Source organism: Idiomarina sp. UBA4520 (assembly GCF_002388365.1).
In the GTDB taxonomy this organism is placed as follows: Bacteria; Pseudomonadota; Gammaproteobacteria; order Enterobacterales; family Alteromonadaceae; genus Idiomarina; species Idiomarina zobellii.
Genome location: NZ_DGMK01000022.1, coordinates 97003 through 117406, shown reverse-complemented (window position 1 = coordinate 117406; position 20404 = coordinate 97003). Strand labels below are relative to the sequence as shown.

Sequence of the window (20404 nt, the reverse complement as noted above, 5' to 3'; positions counted from 1 at the left end):
TTTCCTATAATCGTTTTTAGTTAAATTCGCCGTTCGATGCTTTCGGCCGGCTTCGCCAGGCTATAACAGCTAACAATACCGTAATTATACCAGAGCCTATGGTTGGCGCCGACAATTCTGAGTCGGTCCATAATAACGTGGTACAAATGAGTCCACTGGCACTTAACAAGGTCCAGAAGGTTGACGTTGAGGCCTGTCGTTGCGCGCGGAGCTGCGCTTCCCACCGACGGTCATTCTGCTTAGGTTGCGTTTGATACTGACGCAGGCTGTCGTAAATCATGTTCGGTATTTCCGGCATTTTCTCCGCCCAGTAAGGCGCATTTTCTTTTACCGAACGCACCACGGCACGCCAGCCGAGTTGCTCATTCATCCAACGCTCAAGGAACGGCTTTGCTGTTTTCCACAAGTCGAGTTCAGGATAAAGCTGACGCCCCAGGCCTTCAATGTAAAGCAACGTCTTTTGCAACAGCACTAACTGCGGCTGCACTTCCATTTCAAACCGGCGGGCGGTATTAAATAAATTAATAAGCACATGCCCGAATGAAATTTCCGCCAATGGCTTTTCAAAGATAGGTTCACAAACCGTGCGAATAGCCGATTCGAACTCTTCGATATTGGTGTGGCGGGGTACCCAGCCGGAGTCAACATGCAGCTCGGCAACCTTGCGATAGTCGCGGTTAAAAAAGGCCAAAAAGTTTTCCGCCAAATAGCGCTTGTCGTCCCGATTCAACGTGCCAACAATACCGAAATCGATGCCAATATAGCGTGGGTGCAGCGGATCGTCTTTGGCCACAAAGATATTGCCCGGATGCATGTCGGCGTGAAAGAAGCTGTCGCGGAACACTTGTGTGAAGAACACTTCAACACCGCGCTCGGCCAGCTTTTTCATATCGACACCACGGGCTCGCAAAGTATCAACATCGCTCACCGGTATGCCGTCAATACGCTCCATCACCATCACGTTATGGCGGCTGTAGTCACTGTAAACTACCGGGATATATAGCATGTCAGAGTTTTCAAAATTGCGCTTAAGCTGAATCGCATTGCCGGCTTCACGCAATAGGTCCAGCTCGTCCAGCAATGTCTTACGGTATTCTTTAACCACTTCTTTGGGCTTTAGACGACGCCCGTCGGGCAGGTGTTTCGCCGCCACAGAAGCCAGTGTTTCCATCAGCTCAAGGTCGGCATGAATGGTTTCCCGAATGTCTGGCCTAATAACTTTAATGACCACATCGACAATCTCGTCCACCTGTTTTAGTTGCGCGGTATGCACTTGAGCAATAGACGCTGAAGCCAATGGCGTCGTGTCAAAGTCGATAAAACAGTCATCAATGCTATTAATGTTTAAAGACTTCTCTATAATTTTCTGTGCAGCTTCGCCGTCGAATGGCGGTACCTTGTCCTGCAATCGCGCCAGCTCAATAGCAATATCCGGCGGCAATAAGTCCCGGCGTGTCGAGAGCATTTGACCAAATTTAACCCAAACAGGCCCCAGCTGCTCCAACGCCAACCTTAAGCGAACGCCAGCCGGCTTGTCTTTGTGCTTATTGGGCATCCAAAATAGCGCATGACGACCCAGGCGTATCGTCCAGGGCAACCAACGAGCCGGAATTAAATCATCCAGCCCGTAAGTCAGTAAGGTTTTGGTGATTTTGTAAAAACGCCGAGTCCGCATTAGCTCTTCCTTTCCCCGAACTGCCTTTGCAGGCGCTCTACTTTTGCACGCAACTGCTGCATATTGTCTTTGAATTCATTAAATTCTTCGCGTGTCGGAAGCAATTGTTTCTCGTCCGTGACAACGCCTTTAAACCAACGCTTACTTTCTTCCAGTCGCTTTTCGACGTGGCTTCGGCTTTTGCCCCACAACGTCATTAACCAATGCGCTGGAGCATCCCCCAGAGTATTTGCCAACTCAGCGTCCCAGTCGACATCCAGCGACTTAAACAAGCCCACCAGTTGTTGTGCCAACATAGGATCGCCATCAATATCGAGCTGATCAGCCTTAATCAAACGCGTTAAATTGGCGGTATCCTGCAGTTCCGGCAAAACACCAAGCTCGGTGCTAATACAGCAGTCCACGTCATCGGAATCGGCTGTGCTAATGTAAATGCCTGCGTCATCAACACTGACAGTGGTCGTAAAAGGCAGTTCTTTGAGTTTCAGACGAATACGCTTGCCCGCCAACCGACGCAACCTTTCTGGGCTTTGTGCGTCTTTCTTTAGCAGTGTGTTTGCTAACTTCTCAAACAGAACCGTTGGCAATAGCGGCAATAACGTCATTAGAACTTATATCCTCTATGCAGAGCGACAACACCGCCTGTCATATTTTGATAGTCGACTTTTTCGTAACCGGCGGTTTCCATCATTGACTTCAATGTTTCCTGATCGGGGTGCATACGAATCGATTCGGCCAGGTACTGATAGCTATCGGCGTCATTAGCAACGACTTGCCCCATTTTGGGCAATATATTAAACGAATAAAAGTCATACGCCTGGTTTAAGGTTGCTGATACGGGTTTAGAAAATTCAAGAATTAACAATCGTCCGCCAGGCTTTAATACACGCAGCATCGAGCGCAGCGCTTTGTCTTTATCAGTCACATTACGCAGACCAAAGGCAATAGTAATAATGTCAAAAGAATTGTCGTCAAACGGTAGTTCTTCAGCGTCAGCCTGCACATAGCGCACATTACCAACAACACCGCGGTCGCGCAGCTTGTCGCGGCCGACTTTTAGCATAGCATCGTTAATATCGGCTAAAACCACTTCGCCTTCCGGGCCGACCCGACGTGAAAATTGCGCAGTTAAGTCGCCCGTACCACCCGCAATATCGAGTACTTTCATGCCTTTACGAACACCACTGCAATCTATCGTGTAGCGTTTCCATAACCGATGAATGCCAAACGACATTAAATCGTTCATGACATCGTATTTAGCCGCAACCGACTGAAACACGTTGGCGACCAGGTTTTTCTTTTCACTTCTGGCCACTTTTTGGTAGCCAAAATCTATCGAATCGTCTTTTCTATCGTTCATTCAAACTGTCCCGAACTCAATTTCCTGTAGTGTACTTGATGTTCACACTTGAGCATAGTGATCACGCCTTGGTAACCATCGTTCAATAAGTGCCTGTGCGCTTTGCGGGTAATCTCTTAATAAAGTTTCTGCAATACGCTGGGCTTCCGGAATAAGCGGCTCGTCACGTTCTAAATCCGCCACTTTTAAGGCTGCCAAACCGGTTTGTCGGTGACCGAGCAGCTCACCCGGCCCACGAATTTCTAAATCGCGCTGGGCAATCACAAAGCCGTCGTTACTTTCACGCAAAACACCAAGCCTTTGCTGAGCCGTTTGCGACAACGGACTGTGATAAAGCAACACACAGTGACTGGCAACCGACCCTCGCCCAACTCGCCCACGCAATTGGTGCAATTGCGCTAACCCTAAACGCTCCGGGTTTTCAATAATCATAAGCGAGGCGTTTGGTACATCAACACCCACTTCAATAACCGTTGTCGCCACCAAAAGATCAACGTCGCCTGCTTTAAACGCCTGCATGACTTGCTCTTTCTGTTCATGCTTGAGGCGACCGTGCACTAATCCGATAGTTAACCCCGGCAATTGCTCCTGAAGCTCGTTGGCGGTGTCTTCCGCTGCCTGACACTCCAGCACGTCTGATTCTTCAATGAGTGTACACACCCAATACGCCTGCCGACCTTCGCTCTGACACACGTCTCGCACGCGCTCAACAACATCCTGACGGCGCGTATCAGGCACTGCCACGGTTGTTACCGGCGTCCGCCCCGGCGGCAGTTCGTCAATGATGGACGTGGCCAAATCGGCATAGGCTGTCATGGCCAGGGTTCTTGGTATTGGCGTTGCCGTCATAATTAATTGATGCGGATGCACACCCGCCTGCACGCCTTTCTCCCGTAATTGTAACCGTTGATGCACCCCAAAACGATGCTGCTCGTCAATAATCACCAACGCCAGGCTTTTATATTCCACGTCGTTTTGGAACAACGCATGCGTGCCCACCAACAAGTGAATATTGCCGGCTTTTAATTGCTCAAGTAGCTCGTTGCGGCGTTTGCCTTTCGACTTACCACTTAACCAGGCAACATTGACACCCAGCGGGCTTAGCCACTGCTCGAACGTAATCGCATGCTGCTCTGAAAGCAGCTCCGTCGGTGCCATCAACGCCACTTGGTAGCCCGCTTCAATAGCGGCTAATGCGCTCAGCGCCGCAACCAGTGTTTTACCTGAGCCGACATCGCCTTGCACAAGCCGCATCATGGGGGCTCCCTGTGCCATATCACCAGTAATTTCACCCACGACACGCTGCTGTGCATTAGTCGGAGAAAACGGAAGCTGGCTTAAAAAGGGCTGAGTTAAACGCCCGGTTCCGGTGACTTTAAATCCGGCTTGCTGCTGTTTCGAGTGGCGCAGTTGCAGCATACTTAACTGATGAGCAATAAGCTCTTCCATCGCCAGACGCTGCTGAGCAGGGTGTTCACCTTGTTCAAGCGCTTGCAGAGACACATCTGTCGCGGGCTTGTGGAGCGTTAAAATCGCTTGCTCCAAGGACAAATGATGCGGTTGTAACGTATTGGGAAGTAGTTCGGGTAAGGCGCCCGGTGTTAAGTAACTAAGTGCTTGTTCGATGACCTTTCTTAGCAGTCCTTGAGTGACCCCCTCAGTCATGGGGTATACCGGTGTCAGCGTATCTTCGGTGGGCATAGCCTCGCCCACCCGCATCACCCTGTATTCCGGGTGAATCATTTCCCAGCCGGTCATGCCCCGGCGCACTTCACCAAATGCCAGAATTTTTGTGCCGGCTGCAAATTGCTTTAACTGAGCGGCACTGAATTGAAAGAACCGCAACGTAATACTGCCGGTGTCATCAGACGCCTGGCATATCAACATACGGCGGCGACCATATTTAATATCGGCATGCCTTACAGTGACCAGCACATTCGTCGACAGCCCCTGCCGCAATTGAGCGACTGATTCAATGCGGGTGCGATCTTCGTAACGAAGCGGCAGGTGCAATAAAGCGTCACTGACAGACTCAAGCCCGAGTTTTTTCAGCTTAACCGCTACTTTGTCTCCAACGCCTTTTAGCACCGTTAATGGAATTCGGTGCAGCCCGTTTTCCGGCACAATGCCCCCTTACCGTTTTTCCCGCATAGCTTGCCACCAACTGTCGTTCGCAATAATTTGCCCACCATCGTCAAGTTCGGGGTAGTCAATACCTTTGCGCTTACACGCCTTCGCATAAATAGGGTGCCCGCCTTCAAAAAGCACCCGGTGACGCTCTTGAGCACTAATTTGAGGCGACTGATACATACCGGCTAGTTCACGCTGGCGTTGTGCTTCATAAAACATCACCGCACCCGCTACTGACACATTCAGCGACTGCACCATACCGACCATGGGTATCATCACATGATGGTCAGCTTGCGCCAACGCCTGCTCAGTCACGCCGTACTTCTCCTGCCCCAGCAAAATAGCTGTCGGCTTGGTGTAATCAATGTCCCTGAAGTCAACCGAGTGCTCTGATAAATGCGTAACCACAACTTGCATACCCTGCTCGCGGACTGTGCTAATAGCATCATCCATCGACTTATGATTATGAATTTTCACCCAGTTCTGACTGCCAAGCGCTGTGCCACCTGACAATCGCGCCTTTTTAGTCAGCCATACAGCATGTATTTCATGCACACCGACCGCATCGGCAGAGCGTACTACCGCCGACAAATTATGGTTCTTATGAACGTTCTCCATAATGACCGTTAAGTCAGGCTGGCGTTTATCGAGCATTTGGTTAATTCTTAAATAGCGTTCAGGACTCATTGCATTTTTTCGAAAAAAGAACTAATTATTAGCAGTATACCTGAGTCGATGAATCAGTCCTAACTGCACTTAAGCCACCCATTTCTCGTCTTTGGTAAAGGCAACTGTCAACCACCAGCGGTACCCCAGTTTTACAATTTGACTGTGTATTTTTTCGCGAATGGCATCCTGGCGTAACACCGTGACAGAAAAGTCGTCGGGTCTAACAATAAAATCAATTTCCAGAAATACGGTACGGCCAACTTTTTGGATACGAACCACACTCGAGTCGAAGTTATTCTCTTCTTCAACCTCTTCCACAATTCGGTTTAACTGCTTGACAAGTTTTCCTTTCGGCTGAAAACCAATGAGTTCTTTGGCACTTTGGATTAGCCCTTTCAGCGGAGTAGCAATAAACGCAAGTGACGCTACCAACACCAATACCGGGTCAATATAGGGCACCCACTCTTCCATCGAAACGCGCATGAGTATTAGCGCACCAACAAAGCCAATAAATATGCCCGTAGACAAAATGGTATCGAGAAACCATTCGTAAGACTCAGAGCGAACTAAGTCTGACTCCAAATTGGCTGAGGCTTTTTTGAAATAAAAGTAAACACCCGCACAGACAACCGAGGAGATAAGCGAATACACCAACGCCACGTCGATATTCACGTCACTGCCGCCAGCGGCAATATCAAAGGCGGCAGCAAAAGCAGAATACACACATAAGACAATTAACGTGAGGTATTTAACGCCGACTAAAAAAGGCTCAATAGCGCTTTTGCCATAAGGAAAGGACACACTGTCGTCGGCATTCACATTTTTAGCAGCAATGAGCGACAAATAGGACAGTAATAAGCTGATACCCGAGTACAAGCCGTCAAAAAGCACCACTGACGAACCGGTTAACAGCCCAACCACAATACCCGACACCGTGAAGAACAACGAGGCCAATACCGATAACGATAACAACTGTGACTCTAACTCCGGATCGAGCTTTTTACTGAACATTACCTATCCTTACGATAAAAATTTGCCGAGATATTATTCATACCAAAGAGTTCGCAGAGTCTTCGCCCTTCTTCCGAGTACGCTTCCGCAAAAATCCCCTTAGCTTGCGGGGTTTCCTTTAAATACTGATTCAAAAGACGATAGCCTTGTCGTATCAGTTTCATTGCAACAGAACTGTTTCGCAAAGTCTTCTTCACCACGACGGCGCTAATATAAACATAGTGCGGTGCTGTTTGAGCATCCTGCCCTGAAACCACGGTGAACTCAGTCTCAGAGCGCTTCCCCTCTAAAAACGCCATTGCTTCATCTGTTTTTACGCGCATGGCTGAGAAGTGGCCTAACATAGTGTCACCCTGCATAGCACAAACAAACAATGACATATTGTTCCGACGATGCTTTAACCAATACTGACTCTCGTTATCTTGCGAGTCATAGCCGGAAATATCATCGGCCGATAACGCCACTGTTTTTTCAACAATGTCATCAACGGTGTTGCCCATTCCCTGTAATTCTGCATAGGTAAAAAAGCCGGGGCTTAACTGTTTTTCTTGCATTAACTTCGTACCGCCTTTTTGGTGAGTCGGCGCATTCTTACAATGCCCAAAATCGCTACAAATAAGACAAAACTAACACTTATCGCAGCTATCCCGGAATATATCGCTAGCATATTAAGCGGCTTTTTCTGGATAAGTGATTCAGCTAACACGAATAGTAACGGCACCGCCTCGAAAAAGAACACGATAATAGCAATGTAGTTTATCGTGCGGGTTTCTTTTTCTGCCTGCGCAGCATTCGACAGGTTTACCCGCTGTTCAAGAAAGCTTTGGTTTTTTCGGTAAGTTTCCAACGAGCGATAAATATCAAACTTTTCAAACAGGCTGTCAGCCAATTGCTGCGCTGAGGGGTATAAAAATATATCCAGATCCCAGAACAAAATCGCTGACTTAAAGTCGCCCATTAAGTCATTAATGTCGTCCAGCTCCAGTTTCTCATCGGTTTGAATTGAATGAGTCACCCGCAGGTTCGCACGTTTTATAGATGCCTCTCTGAACATAAGCAACTCAATAATAAAGGTCAGCATTAAGTCGCGCTGAATAGCCTTTACGGAAGTACCAGACAGCTCAGGATCATCCCTGTCCAGGTTGTCATCGTATCGCAGTACCGTTGTCTTACTGGCGTAAATTTCACTGCTGTTGTAAACCGCTATATTGTCCTGCCAACTGCCATTTCCAAAGGTTGGTAGCAACCCCGCCGACTCCATTACGTCAGACTCATACATTTCGTTAGCAAATATCGACGGCTTTAAGGTTTCTGGCACTTTTCGTCCGGTACTAAGACAAACTCGCGCCTTGCCAGATACCTGCAAGCCATGCTTTTTCTTTAAATACGCATAAAAGTTAGCATTACGCTCGTCGCCGTCGGTTATTTCAATACCTTCACGCGACACTCTGTCGAGTAGCTGAGTAATCGGCTCACCAGTAACACCAAACACAATGGTCAAAATACATAGCTGAGTGCGTTGGTTAAGCGTGAAATACACATCGCCCGGTAGCTGTTCGCAGTTGGTATCTTTTTCACTTTCACCATGAAAATTAAATGAAAAGCGGCCTAGCGCCCCACGCTCAAATTGGTTCCAGCTACGATTAGAAATTTCCTCTGAAAACCTGTCGGCAATTTCAGTGACATAAGAACCTTGTTCAGTTTCACTGCCTTTTAGCTCTTTACCGTCCAAATAGCAGGGGATAAACACATACGCCCGGCCAAAAAACTGATCCATAAACGCCTCCTTTTGCAAAAATATACCACTGTGGTCACAATCAATGCAGTACTTTCGTGTTGCAGAAAAAATGTTGCACAAAAACCAGTGGACGGATAAGCTTCTGGACGTCCAAATAAAAATAAAAGGGTAGTTTATGACAGATTCGTCGCCGCAGCCGGCAAGCGCAAAAGCACTCCTGCCTTTGGCGTTATTCCTCGTGCTATTTTTAGGCACCGGCCTGTACTTCCAAAACGAAGGGGTCGAGTACGCCTTTTATCAGCTACCGAGTCCGGTCGCCATTTTGCCCGCTATTGTGCTGGGCATACTACTGAGCAAGCAGGCCTTTGAAGAGAGAATTAACACCTTCGTTGCCGGTGTTGGTGACAATAACATCATTACCATGTGTGTTATCTACCTTCTTGCGGGTGCGTTTAGCACAGTTGCAGAAGCGACCGGAGGCGTGGATGCTATGGTGGCACTCGGGCTCAGCATTATTCCGGCGGCGTTTCTCCTACCCGGGCTGTTTATTATTGCCGGGGTTATTTCAACAGCAATGGGGACGTCAATGGGAACCCTAGCTGCCTTAGCTCCAGTCGTATTAGGTATTGGTGAGGCCACCGACATCAGTTTACCGCTGCTCGCGGGTGTATTAGTCAGTGGCGCGATGTTTGGTGACAACCTGTCAATTATCTCGGACACCACCATTGCCGCAACACGCACGCAAGGCTGTACGATGCGTGACAAGTTCCGTGCGAACCTAAAAATTGCAATACCAGCAGCTATCATTACTATTTTGTGGTTAGTAACTTACGATACCAGCGAAGCGCCTCTGAAAATTCCCGATGCCAACCTCTGGCTCTCACTGCCTTACTTCGCGATCATCGTACTGGCGGTTATGGGGTTGAACGTTTTTGCAGTACTCGGGCTTGGAATTGTCCTGGCGGCAGCTTTTGGTATGTTCACAGTGGACTACGAATGGGTTGCCTTTAGTCAGGACATTTATAAAGGCTTTGAAAGCATGCAGGAAATTTTCTTACTGTCATTGCTTATTGGTGGGCTATCTGCGCTTATTCGCCAGCAGGGTGGTCTGGCGTTCCTAGCTCAATTTGTTGAAGCTGCTGCGAATAAAGTCAGCAAGCACAAACAACGTGCGTCAGCCATCGGCATCGCTGGCCTGACAGCATTAACTAACCTATGTGTTGCCAACAATACGGTCAGCATTCTTTTGGCAGGTGAAGTCAGTAAGCGGTTGGCAAAAATTGGTAATTTAGCGCCACGTCAAAGCGCCAGCCTACTGGATATTTTTGCTTGTGTTGTGCAAGGTGCCTTGCCCTACGGAGCGCAAGCTTTATTAATGGGGGCAAGCTTCAAGATATCGCCGTTGTCGGTGAGTATTCACACCGGTTACAGCTTTATTCTGGCGGCAGTGGCTATTGCTATTATTATTTGGCGCCGCCCGCTGGAAGACAGAGAGCCGGCGCCAGAGTCGGTGTAAGCCTAACTTAGTTAGTACTCGGCAACTCTAAAATGCCGTCTATCTCAATCTGTGCGCCCTTTGGCAATTGCTTCACGCCAATGGCTGCACGGGCTGGGTAAGGTTCTTTGAAGAACTTCGCCATCACTTCATTCACAATAGCGAACTCGCCCAAATCGGTTAAGTAAATTTGCAACTTAACCATGTCCTGCAGTTCGCCACCGGCAGCTTCACAGACAGCGGTCAGGTTTTTAAAAACTTGCTCCGCTTGTGCAGTGAAGTCTTCGCTAACCAGCTCCATAGTTTCCGGTACCAGTGGAATTTGCCCAGACAGATACACTGTTGTTCCAATTTTTACCGCCTGCGAATAAGTGCCAATGGCCGCAGGTGCGTTATCGGTAGAAATAATGACTTTTGACATACTACTTCCTTAAGCGCGTCACGCGCTGAACATCCGGCATTTTACGAATATGACGTATCACATCCGCTAAATGTTTCCGGTTTCTTATCGTTAATGCGACATCGATAAAGTAAATATTGGCGTCAATTTCTTCTGTTTTCAGTCCGTCAATATTACAACCGGTGGTCGCTATTGAAGAAGTTAACCGGGCTAAAACGCCTTGGTGGTTAATAATTTCGATTCTAATTTCAGAAATAAATTCCGCTTCTGGTTTGTTATCCCATTCAACAGGGAAGTAACGTCCCGGATCATCCTCATGACCGCGCACGTTTTTACACTCGCGACGATGAATAACCAAGCCCTTGCCGGGGCTGACATGAGCAATAATATCGTCACCTGGGATAGGTCGACAGCATTTAGCAAAGCTAACCAATAAGCCTTCCGCCCCTTTAATTGAAAGGCTCTTTTCAGAAGCATTCTCGTCTTTTAATGGCTGTAACTCGCCTAACAGACGCTTCGCTATGGCTATGGACATTAAATTGCCCAAACCAATTTGCTTGAGTAGCTCTTCTTTCGACGCCACTTTAGTGTCTTTAAGGACGCGCTCAAATTCAGACTCAGGAATATCATCATAACTGACAGGTCCAAGTGCTGAGCGAAGTAAGCGCTCACCCAACTGTTGGGCTTCGTCCGCTTCCTGGCTTTTCAAATACTGACGTATTTTCGCGCGTGCTTTGCCCGTTACCACAAAGTTTAGCCAGGCGATGTTCGGACGCGAATTCGGTGCTGTTTTTATCTCCACCGTTTGTCCGGTTTCCAGTGGTTTGCTCAGCGAGTAAGCACGGTGATTGACTCGCGCACCAATGCAGGTATTGCCAATGTCGGTATGCACTGCGTAAGCGAAGTCGACTGCCGTGGCACCTTGCGGAAGCTCGGTAATACGCCCGTCCGGGCTGAACACATAAATTTCTTCCGGGAATAAGTCCGACTTAACGCTTTCAATAAATTCGAACGAATTCCCAGCACTTTGCTGTAGTTCGAGTAGGCTCTGCATCCACTTGCGAGCCCGCACCTGTGCGGTGGTGCCGGAGTCATCGGTTTTCTTATACATCCAATGAGCGGCAACCCCACGGTCAGCCATTAAATCCATTTCTTCAGTACGAATTTGAATTTCTACTGGCACCCCATGCGGACCTTTTAATGAGGTATGCAATGACTGATAACCGTTCGATTTAGGAATGGCAATATAGTCTTTAAAGCGTGTCTCTATAGGTTTGTAGAGGTTATGCAGTGCGCCCAGAACTCGGTAACAAGTGTCCACGCTATCAACAATGACGCGGAACGCATAAATATCCATAACCTCTTCGAACTTGAGCTCTTTGGCCTGCATTTTTCGATAAATACTGTGCAGATGCTTTTCGCGGCCCAGCACTCGGGCACTGATTTTATTACCTTCCAGGCGAGAGTTTATTTCGCTTTTTACCCGATCAGTAAATTCACGACGGTTACCCCGGGCTTTTTTAACCTCAGACTCAAGCAGTCGTGCTCGCCATGGGTAAAGCGCCCAAAAGCCTAAATGCTCAAGCTCATTTTTAATGTCGTGAATGCCCAGCCGGTGAGCCAGTGGCGCGTAAATTTCTAAGGTTTCTCGCGCAATGCGACGACGCTTGTCCGGGCGCAAGTGCTCGATAGTACGCATGTTGTGCGTTCTGTCCGCGAGTTTTATCAAAACTACGCGAATGTCCTGCACCATTGCCATTATCATTTTGCGATAGTTTTCAGCTTGCGCCTCTTCTTTAGAGTTAAATTGCAGTTTATCGAGCTTAGAAACACCTTCTACGAGGCTAGCAACGGTTGAGCCAAACTGCTCGGCGAGATCTTCCTGACTGGTTTCCGTATCTTCTATAACGTCGTGCAACAACGCCGCCATAATAGTTTCACAGTCTAACCGCATATCGGCCAGTAAGCTGGCTACTGCCACCGGATGGGTAATGTAAGGTTCACCACTACTGCGCTTCTGTGTGCTGTGGGCATCATTAGCCACCACAAATGCTTCCGCCACTCTGTCCACTTGGTCGGACGGCAGATACTCGCTAACTTGCGCTTTTAAACCTTCAAATAGGTACACCGAGAACTCCCCAGTTAAGACTGGACAATGGATATACTTTCAGAATAAGGGGATTTGCGAGATTTGCCAACGGTATTGATACCGTTGGCGAACTGATATCTTTTATTCAATGCCACGCAAAGCGTCAACAGCACGCAGCTCTTCTGCGTCTTGCTCTTGCTGAGCGGCTTGCTCTTCTACGTCTAAACGTGCGCTGTCAATTAAGCCATGCTCAATTTCACGCAACGCAATAACGGTTGGCTTTTCATTTTTGGTTTCAACGAGAGGCTCTTTTCCATTAGCAATTTGACGCGCACGGCGTGACGCTAACAAGATTAAATCAAAACGGTTACCTACACGGTCTACAGCATCTTCTACGGTTACGCGAGCCATGGTTTACTTACTCCCACTAAAACTTGAGTGACATTTTTCGAAAGGCTAAGAATTATACGGAATTCAGCCGGACGATCCAAGTAATTCCTTCAATACCTGCGAATATCTTACTTGCTGGTGCGGCATTTTGTGACGTTGCGCCATAACAATGTGCTCCAGAGCATGTAACGAGTCATTAAAATCGTCGTTCACCAGCAGGTAATCGAACTCATGATAATGCGACATTTCTGCCTGGGCTTTCGCCATACGCTTCGCTATAACCTCTTCAGAGTCTTGTCCTCGTGCTCGCAAACGCTGCTCTAAAATAGCCAAGCTTGGCGGTACAATGAAAATAGAGCGCACATCGGGGTAATGTTCGCGGACTTGCTGCGCTCCCTGCCAGTCAATATCTAAGAAGACGTCTTTGCCCTCAGCCAGAAGCGATTCGACCACTTTACGAGAAGTACCGTAGTAGTTATCAAACACCTTAGCCCATTCATAAAACTCGCCCGCTGCTATGCGCTGTTCAAACTCATCAACCTTTAGAAAGTGATAGTGTACACCGTCAACTTCTCCGGGTCTGGGGGCTCGTGTGGTTGACGATACAGACACTTGCATGGAGTCGTCGGCGTACTTGTCCAACAAGGCTTTTATTAAACTCGATTTGCCTGCACCACTCGGAGCAGCAACAATAAATAAATTCCCTGGCGCCGTAGATGCGGTCATAACGGGTACTCTTTCTAAGAAAAGGATAGCGACTGTTGGCGCCAAAGAATAACACGGTTTCACACAACGATAAAAATTCAGTAAAGTAAGGTTTTAAATAACCAGCGGTATGAGTTTGCAAAAAGAGCCAACATTCACTCCTGCTCCGTCAGGCGTTCGACTTGCACTGAGCTTAGCGGTATTAGTGTTACTAGGGCTGAACTTAAGGCCTTTGCTGACCTCTATCGGACCACTAACCGGCGAGTTACGCGACATAACCGGCTTGTCGTTCAGTGAAGTTTCGTTGCTTACCACTATTCCAATTTTAATGATTGGCGCTATGGCGTTGTTTGCCGGGCGTGTCACTACTGCTCTGGGTTACCGCCACGGTATTGGACTGGGGCTGCTTATTTTAACCGCCGGTCTTATCGTGCGCTTATTTGAGCCCACCAGCACCAGTATGATGACCAGCGCTATTGTTGGCGGTGTCGGTATCTCACTGCTGCACATTGTTATTCCCGAGCTCACCAAGCAGCAATATTTGAAACGGCTCGGCTTAGTGACCGGTCTTTGGTCGGCAGCCCTGATGGGCGGGGCTGCGTTAGGTGCTGTTGCCACTCCCTGGGCTGCCGGCTTGCTACCTGAACGATACCAAGCCATGGGGAGCTGGAGCCTGTTGGCGGCACTAGTATTCATTATTTGGTATTTACCCATTAACCGAACGCCGGTTGCCAGCGTACCACCACGACATTTGCTGCTGCGTGCTTATAAAACACCGCGAGCCTGGATTCTGGGGGCTTATTTTGCACTGGTTAATGCCGGTTACGCTGGTTTTATTGCCTGGATAGCACCTTTTTACGCCGAGTTCGGTTGGTCTGCACAGGCCTCAGGTAATTTACTGGCGCTTTTTTCGTTAGTTCAGGTGATTGGCGCTTTAATTTTACCCGCGTTATCACGTTCACAAGATCGCCGCCCTTGGTTAGCGTTGGCTGTACTCACACAAATGGTTGGATTTATCGGTCTGAGTTGGTTTCCAAATGTGTCGCCCTGGCTATGGTCGGCACTTTGCGGTTTTGGTTTGGGTGGCGCTTTCCCACTGTGCATTGTTATGGCGCTAGACCATATCGACAATCCCGTTCAGGCTGGTCGTCTGGTATCCTTCATGCAGGGTATTGGGTTTATGTTTGCCAGTTTAATGCCTCTAGTTACCGGTTGGTTCCGCGATTTTTCCGGTAACTACACATTCGGTTGGCAATTACATATTCTCGTCGGTGTCATTATTTTAGCAATGACGTGGCAGTTTAATCCTAAAGGCTACAAAGGCTTGTTTAATTCACAGGAATAATACGAGCGACCACATCATCGACCAAAGCTTCAAGATAGGGTTGTGAACTGCTGCGTCGAGCCATGGTTCTTAAGCCAATAACATTGGTTTGTATTAGTCTTGCCAACTTTTCAGGAGAGCTCTGTCTACTCAGTTCGCCACGGCTTTGGGCTTCACTCAGTGCTTCAGTAAACATTGCTTCAATTGAGTCTAAATACGCATGCACGGGCTCGCTGAAGGCTTTGTCTTCCGGCGTAAATTCCAATAAAGTTTTCACCAACATACAGGCCTTTGTCGGTGCGCAGCTCTCATCCGCTTTTGCGATATTTTTAAGATACTGGCGAAAGCCCTGCAATACCGATGGTTGCTTGGCAATGGTATTTTTAAAGTCTTCCTCAACCATAGCAAAGTACGAGTCCAACGCTTCTTTAAATAAAGATTCTTTATTACCAAACGCCGCATAAATGCTACCCGGTCGCATATCCATCGCTTCCTCAATATCTTTCATTGAAGTGGCATGGTAACCCTGCCGCCAGAATAACTGCAGCGCATTATTTAATGCTGTCTCACGGTGAAACTGGGGTGTTCTTGGCATCCTTGTGTCCCCTTGGTGTTGCTCATAAAAAATTAAGTATAGACCGCTATTTTGGTTATTACAGTAAAGAATTTGTTAAGGAATGTGATCTAACCTGAGCCATTCCATACTAATAAGAAGTAAAAGTTCACATGAAGAAAGCACTAACGGGTGATACTTATTGGGTGTTTGTAAAACGCCTGTAAAATGACCGTCAGTTTAAGAAAACCAGCACTTGTTCAGCTTATTGGCGACTTAGTTGCCGAGGAGCTGACAAGGCTGCGCCCTGCCGAAAGTAACGAGTGGCGTCGTCGTACTTGGCAAGCCAACGATGAACTGGTGCCGCAAAGCAAGGCCTCTTCTGATTCATTTCACGAAGTTGTTGTCGATTCACTCGAGTGGATGGCGATTGCCGGTCGCGTTGTGCAGTTCTTCAATATGGCAGAAAGTGGTATTGAAGACTACTTACTGCGAAAAAATACACTTAGCGACTGGGCCGACATTGTGGCTAAAGCTCGCGAAATTGCCTCTGAGGATATTACCGTCACTACCTCAGGCAGTACCGGAGAACCGAAAGCTTGTCAGCACTCATGGTCTAACTTGGCTGATGAAGCTCAGTTTTTATCAGACCTTATCAAGCAGCAATCAGCCCAAGTTAATCAAGTGGTTGCGCTGGTACCGTCTCACCATATTTACGGATTGCTGTTTTCAGTATTACTGCCTGACATTCTGGATGTACCGGTTGTGCGAGGCTTTAAAGCGTTCCAAAAACTAACCAGCGGCTCCTTACAGCAGGAGGATCTTGTTATTGGCTTTCCTGAAGCCTTAACTCAGGCGGTCAAACTGTTAAGGCATATCCCCAGCGAAGTGACGTTCACCACATCATCAGGTCCATGTCCTGCGGAAACCGTAAATGGCCTTTATGCGTTGGGCGCCTCTAAAGTTATCGAAATTTACGGCAGCTCAGAAACGGCAGGTATTGGTTACCGACTCTCGCCTAACAACCCCTTTCAACTGTTCCCTCGCTGGAAAAAAGACTCTGCCAGCAAGCTACTGGACAAAAACGCGAAGCAGCCTTACGAGTTGCCGGACGGACTTAACTGGCATTCCGATGAAACCTTTACCGTCAGCGGACGAGTCGATAATGCGGTATCAATAAAAGGAACTAACGTTTATCCATCACGCATTGAAGCGACTATAGAGTCACACCCAGGGGTTGAAGCTGCAGCTGTACGGAAGAAAAAGCCTGACGAAGGCGAGGGATTAAAAGCTTATGTCGTTATGAAAAGCGGCTGCGACAACCTGACAGAGACCAGCCTGAAACAGTGGTTGAGCGAGCAACTGATCGATATTGAAATCCCCACTCATGTTAGCTTCGGAAGCGCGATTCCAACCAATAGCATGGGCAAGCGCAGGGACTGGACTCTTTAAATTAAACTGGGTTTATTTAGGCAACGCGCGCGTCAAGATGTCATCGAACCGACTGTCGGTACTTCGAGCCTCTTCCAATATACAATGACCTTCAATGCCGGCATTAGAGAGTTGCGCCATAACTCGTCGAAGACTGCTTTTATTTTCGGGTGACGACAGCGTTGACAGCAGCACAGTAATTAAGCCATTACCCAAGTGCCCGGGAGTATCGTAATCTCTGATATTTGCGCGAACAATTTCTGCCGTATGCGCCAGCGTTTTGGCGTCGTTAGTCACCTGCAGAACCAACAAGAAGTATGGGTATTCTGGGTGTGCTTTATAAAAACTAAAGCGCCGCTGCAATGCGCGTAGCATCATACGTCGGTTGTAAAAACCGGTGTGCTCGTCTTCACCACCGGTACTGCGAAGTTTCAGCTCCATTTCTTTGTATTCGGTAATGTCCTGCACCGTACCAAAGATGATCTCATCACCATTTTCATCGAGCTGATAAATACCCGACTCACGCAACCAACGAACAGTGTCATCGCTACGAATAATACGGTGCTCAACGTCACGAACACCAGACTTTTTAGCGGCTTCAATGGCTTCCGTGACTGCCTGACGGTCCTGCGGATGCGTTTTTTCCATGACGATATCGAGGCCAGGGTCAGTCTTGCTTTTTTCTAAGCCGTAGAGCTCGTACACTGTGTCTGACCAAACCGACTTGCCGGTGTTTAAGTTCAATTTCCAGTGGCCTAAGTTAGCGACCCGTTCGGCAAGTTCAAGATTCCGTTGATGTCTTTTAACCGTCAGCTCTAACTGCTTACGCTCAGTAATATCCAGCAATTGGCCTTTCCAAAGAGTGCTGCCATTAGCCTGCTTTTCAGTCACCGCGTGCCCATAAACCCAGTGTATTTCGCCATTACGAACTACTCTGTATTCTTTGTTCCACGGAATTTGGTACTTCGCCGAATCAAGCAAACTATTAACCACAGAGTCATAATCATCTGCAACAATAATGTCTTTAAGCACACAAGTGTTTTGCTGAAGGTCGGCCACCGAACAGCCGTAAATACTTTCGATGCCTTCGCTGACAAAATGAAAGTGCCAGTCGCCATTCTCGGTTAACTCTAACTGATAGACAGCACCAGGCAGTGCGTTTGTTAAACTGACTAAATCAACTGATGACTTCTGAGCATTCATATAACCGCTAACTCATAAATATGAATAAGCGCTCATCATACCTTAAAGATTACAAAATAAGCAGTAAAAGAAATGTAAAGTGACCCATTACAAAACAAAATAAGTACGCTATATATATACAAACCATAATAAAAACAGGAGTTTTTATGTCAGCGGAGAAAGCTAAGTGGCACAACGCAATACTGATTCCGGTGTTTTTACCGGCTGTTATTGTCATCGCTTTGCTGGTAATAGGGACGTTAAGCGCGCCTGAAAAAGCCGGTGAACTGTTTAACTGGACGTTAGCAGGCATTACTGACAACTTTGGTTGGTTTTACATGCTCGCCGTCGCTCTTTTCTTAGTATTCATTATTGGTGTGGCAATATCGCGCTGGGGGCGTATTAAATTAGGTCCCGACCATTGCGAACCGGAATACAGCTTTACCTCTTGGTTCGCCATGCTGTTTTCGGCGGGTTACGGTATTGCTTTGCTTTTCTTCGGTGTCTCAGAGCCTGTCTTACATTACGCGGAACCTCCCGCAGGCGCGGCTGAAACAATCGGCTCAGCTAAACAGGCTATGCAAATTGCCTACTTCCACTGGGGCTTCCACATTTGGGCAATTTACGGCTTAGTAGGTTTAGTTCTGGCATATTTCTCATTCCGACATGGCCTTCCACTGTCCATGCGTTCTACGCTGTACCCGCTAATTGGCGAGAAAATTAATGGACCAATAGGACACGCCGTTGATACCTTTGCGGTGCTGGGAACCATGTTTGGTATTGCCACAACCCTGGGCTTGTCGGTAATACAAATAAACACCGGCCTCAACTATTTGTGGGAAGACATCCCCGTGGGGACCACCGTACAAGTTATTGCAATAGGTGTTATCACTCTTGCCGCAATAGCATCGGTTGTTGCCGGCATGGATAAAGGGATTAAACGGCTGTCTCTGTTGAACATGACACTGGTGCTTTTCCTACTATTATTCGTGTTCATTGCCGGACCTACAATCCACATTCTGGAAACCTTCCTGCAAAACACTGGCGCTTACTTAAGCGGCATTGTGGAACGTACCTTTAACTTGCAAGCTTATGAACGCAGTGACTGGATTGGTAACTGGACGCTATTTATCTTCGGCTGGACCATCGCCTGGGCACCGTTCGTTGGGCTGTTCATTGCCAAAATCAGTCGCGGTCGCACTATTCGCCAGTTTGTCTTTGGGGTCATGTTCGTGCCTACCATATTCACGTTCTTCTGGTTCGCCGTATTTGGCGATACCGCTTTGAATATGATCATGAACGAAGGTTACACAGCACTCATCTCTGAAGTGCAGGATAACCAGGCCATAGCCCTGTTTAAACTCTACGAAGAACTGCCTCTGACCAGCATTGTTAGCTTTGTCACTGTGCTCTTAATTATTACCTTCTTCGTGACATCATCGGACTCTGGCTCACTGGTTATCGACTCGCTAGCATCCGGTGGTATGGAAACACCTGTATGGCAGCGTGTTTTCTGGGCAAGTAGTGAAGGCGTTGTTGCGGCAGTACTGCTGGTTGCCGGCGGCTTAGGCGCGCTGCAAACCGCAGCAATAACTAGTGCCTTACCGTTCGCTGTCATTATTTTGATATCGGCGGCAGGAATGTGGCGAGCGTTAGTTATTGAAGGACACCAATACAACAGTCTTAAGAGCCATCGACATCATCATCGTCGTGGGGTAAATGCAGGACCCGACTATTGGAAAAAACGCTTAGCCGGCCTGGTCGACTTTCCGAAAAAAGAACCTGTACTGGAATTTATTAACGGACCAGCGACAGAGTCTTTGAAAAAAGTAAAAGAAGAGCTGAAAAGCCAGGACTGGCCAGCTGAGTTCACGACGGACGAGGAGCACAACCGTATTATTTTAAGCGTTGAAAAAGAAAATGACTTGGACTTCGCTTACGAAATACGTCTGCGCGACTACTTGTTACCTGAGTTTGTGCTTAGCAACGACCAAAACCGCGAAACTTACTATCGTGCAGAGGTATTCCTGAGACAGGGTGGTCAGTCGTATGATCTTTACGGTTATGAATCGTCGGATATCATCAATGACGTCATTAACCAATTCGAGAACTACCTGCACTTCAGACACCACAGCCCGGGTGTTCTGCCGTGGGATCTCGAAAAACATGATGAAGATCTTAACGACGACATAGAAACCAATAAGTAATGCGAAGAAAAACAAGCTAAGCCGCTCTTCGGAGCGGCTTTTTAG

Annotated in this window: 18 protein-coding genes; 4 read left to right on the top strand and 14 right to left on the bottom strand. The window is 47.8% G+C overall.

Annotation, left to right across the window (positions count from 1 at the left end):
* Positions 1–16: 16 nt before the first annotated feature.
* The 8 genes from ubiB to B3850_RS11435 all read right to left on the bottom strand — a co-directional run bounded on the left by ubiB (position 17) and on the right by B3850_RS11435 (position 8622).
* Positions 17–1675, bottom strand: a complete 1659-nt coding sequence (gene ubiB, locus B3850_RS11470) for a ubiquinone biosynthesis regulatory protein kinase UbiB (RefSeq protein WP_286876113.1) — start codon at positions 1673–1675, stop codon at positions 17–19.
* Positions 1675–2280 carry a ubiquinone biosynthesis accessory factor UbiJ gene (locus tag B3850_RS11465; protein WP_286876111.1) on the bottom strand — a complete coding sequence of 202 codons (606 nt, stop codon included), beginning with the start codon at positions 2278–2280 and terminating at the stop codon, positions 1675–1677. Before B3850_RS11465 ends, ubiB begins: the two co-directional genes overlap by 1 nt.
* Entirely contained in the window at positions 2280–3035 is a 756-nt protein-coding gene (gene ubiE / locus B3850_RS11460; protein WP_058578464.1) for a bifunctional demethylmenaquinone methyltransferase/2-methoxy-6-polyprenyl-1,4-benzoquinol methylase UbiE, read from the bottom strand. The genes B3850_RS11465 and ubiE overlap by 1 nt, the downstream gene beginning before the upstream one ends.
* Before the next feature lie 42 nt (positions 3036–3077).
* Positions 3078–5159 (bottom strand): ATP-dependent DNA helicase RecG, encoded by a 2082-nt coding sequence (gene recG / locus B3850_RS11455; protein WP_286876109.1) that lies wholly within the window; start codon positions 5157–5159, stop codon positions 3078–3080.
* Between the two features lie 9 nt (positions 5160–5168).
* Positions 5169–5852 carry a tRNA (guanosine(18)-2'-O)-methyltransferase TrmH gene (trmH, locus tag B3850_RS11450; protein WP_058578466.1) on the bottom strand — a complete coding sequence of 228 codons (684 nt, stop codon included), beginning with the start codon at positions 5850–5852 and terminating at the stop codon, positions 5169–5171.
* A gap of 69 nt (positions 5853–5921) precedes the next feature.
* Positions 5922–6845, bottom strand: a complete 924-nt coding sequence (locus tag B3850_RS11445; protein ID WP_286876106.1) for a cation diffusion facilitator family transporter — start codon at positions 6843–6845, stop codon at positions 5922–5924.
* Positions 6845–7399, bottom strand: a complete 555-nt coding sequence (locus B3850_RS11440) for a hypothetical protein (RefSeq protein ID WP_286876105.1) — start codon at positions 7397–7399, stop codon at positions 6845–6847. Before B3850_RS11440 ends, B3850_RS11445 begins: the two co-directional genes overlap by 1 nt.
* Complete coding sequence (locus B3850_RS11435) at positions 7399–8622, bottom strand: hypothetical protein (RefSeq protein ID WP_286876103.1); 1224 nt, start codon at positions 8620–8622, stop codon at positions 7399–7401. Before B3850_RS11435 ends, B3850_RS11440 begins: the two co-directional genes overlap by 1 nt.
* Positions 8623–8758: 136 nt before the next feature.
* Here B3850_RS11435 and B3850_RS11430 point away from each other — a divergent pair, with 136 nt between their 5' ends.
* A complete protein-coding gene (locus B3850_RS11430; RefSeq protein ID WP_273268444.1) occupies positions 8759–10099 on the top strand; it encodes a Na+/H+ antiporter NhaC family protein in 1341 nt (446 codons plus the stop codon).
* Between the two features lie 7 nt (positions 10100–10106).
* Here the strand turns inward: B3850_RS11430 and B3850_RS11425 are convergent, their stop codons facing one another.
* The 4 genes from B3850_RS11425 to gmk all read right to left on the bottom strand — a co-directional run bounded on the left by B3850_RS11425 (position 10107) and on the right by gmk (position 13683).
* Positions 10107–10499 carry a RidA family protein gene (locus B3850_RS11425; RefSeq protein ID WP_053953304.1) on the bottom strand — a complete coding sequence of 131 codons (393 nt, stop codon included), beginning with the start codon at positions 10497–10499 and terminating at the stop codon, positions 10107–10109.
* 1 nt (position 10500) lies between these two features.
* On the bottom strand, positions 10501–12606 hold the full coding sequence (gene spoT, locus B3850_RS11420; RefSeq protein ID WP_286911762.1) for a bifunctional GTP diphosphokinase/guanosine-3',5'-bis pyrophosphate 3'-pyrophosphohydrolase: 2106 nt from the start codon (positions 12604–12606) through the stop codon (positions 10501–10503).
* Positions 12607–12708: 102 nt separating this feature from the next.
* The gene (rpoZ, locus tag B3850_RS11415; protein WP_053953306.1) at positions 12709–12978 is read right to left on the bottom strand and encodes a DNA-directed RNA polymerase subunit omega; all 270 of its coding nucleotides are present in this window, start codon (positions 12976–12978) and stop codon (positions 12709–12711) included.
* A 63-nt stretch (positions 12979–13041) separates the two neighbouring features.
* Complete coding sequence (gene gmk, locus B3850_RS11410; protein WP_273268439.1) at positions 13042–13683, bottom strand: guanylate kinase; 642 nt, start codon at positions 13681–13683, stop codon at positions 13042–13044.
* A 109-nt stretch (positions 13684–13792) separates the two neighbouring features.
* Here gmk and B3850_RS11405 point away from each other — a divergent pair, with 109 nt between their 5' ends.
* Positions 13793–15007, top strand: coding sequence for a cyanate transporter (locus B3850_RS11405; RefSeq protein WP_286911761.1), 1215 nt, complete (start codon positions 13793–13795; stop codon positions 15005–15007).
* Here B3850_RS11405 and B3850_RS11400 read toward each other — a convergent pair.
* Entirely contained in the window at positions 14991–15581 is a 591-nt protein-coding gene (locus B3850_RS11400; RefSeq protein ID WP_286876094.1) for a TetR/AcrR family transcriptional regulator, read from the bottom strand. The two genes, B3850_RS11405 and B3850_RS11400, sit on opposite strands and share 17 nt — an antisense overlap.
* A 186-nt stretch (positions 15582–15767) precedes the next feature.
* Here B3850_RS11400 and B3850_RS11395 point away from each other — a divergent pair, with 186 nt between their 5' ends.
* Entirely contained in the window at positions 15768–16991 is a 1224-nt protein-coding gene (locus B3850_RS11395; protein ID WP_286876092.1) for an AMP-binding protein, read from the top strand.
* Positions 16992–17003: 12 nt separating this feature from the next.
* Here B3850_RS11395 and B3850_RS11390 read toward each other — a convergent pair whose 3' ends face one another.
* Positions 17004–18173, bottom strand: coding sequence for a PAS domain-containing protein (locus B3850_RS11390; protein ID WP_286911760.1), 1170 nt, complete (start codon positions 18171–18173; stop codon positions 17004–17006).
* Between the two features lie 146 nt (positions 18174–18319).
* Here B3850_RS11390 and B3850_RS11385 point away from each other — a divergent pair, with 146 nt between their 5' ends.
* Positions 18320–20359, top strand: a complete 2040-nt coding sequence (locus B3850_RS11385) for a BCCT family transporter (protein ID WP_286876088.1) — start codon at positions 18320–18322, stop codon at positions 20357–20359.
* The last annotated feature ends 45 nt before the right edge of the window (positions 20360–20404 follow it).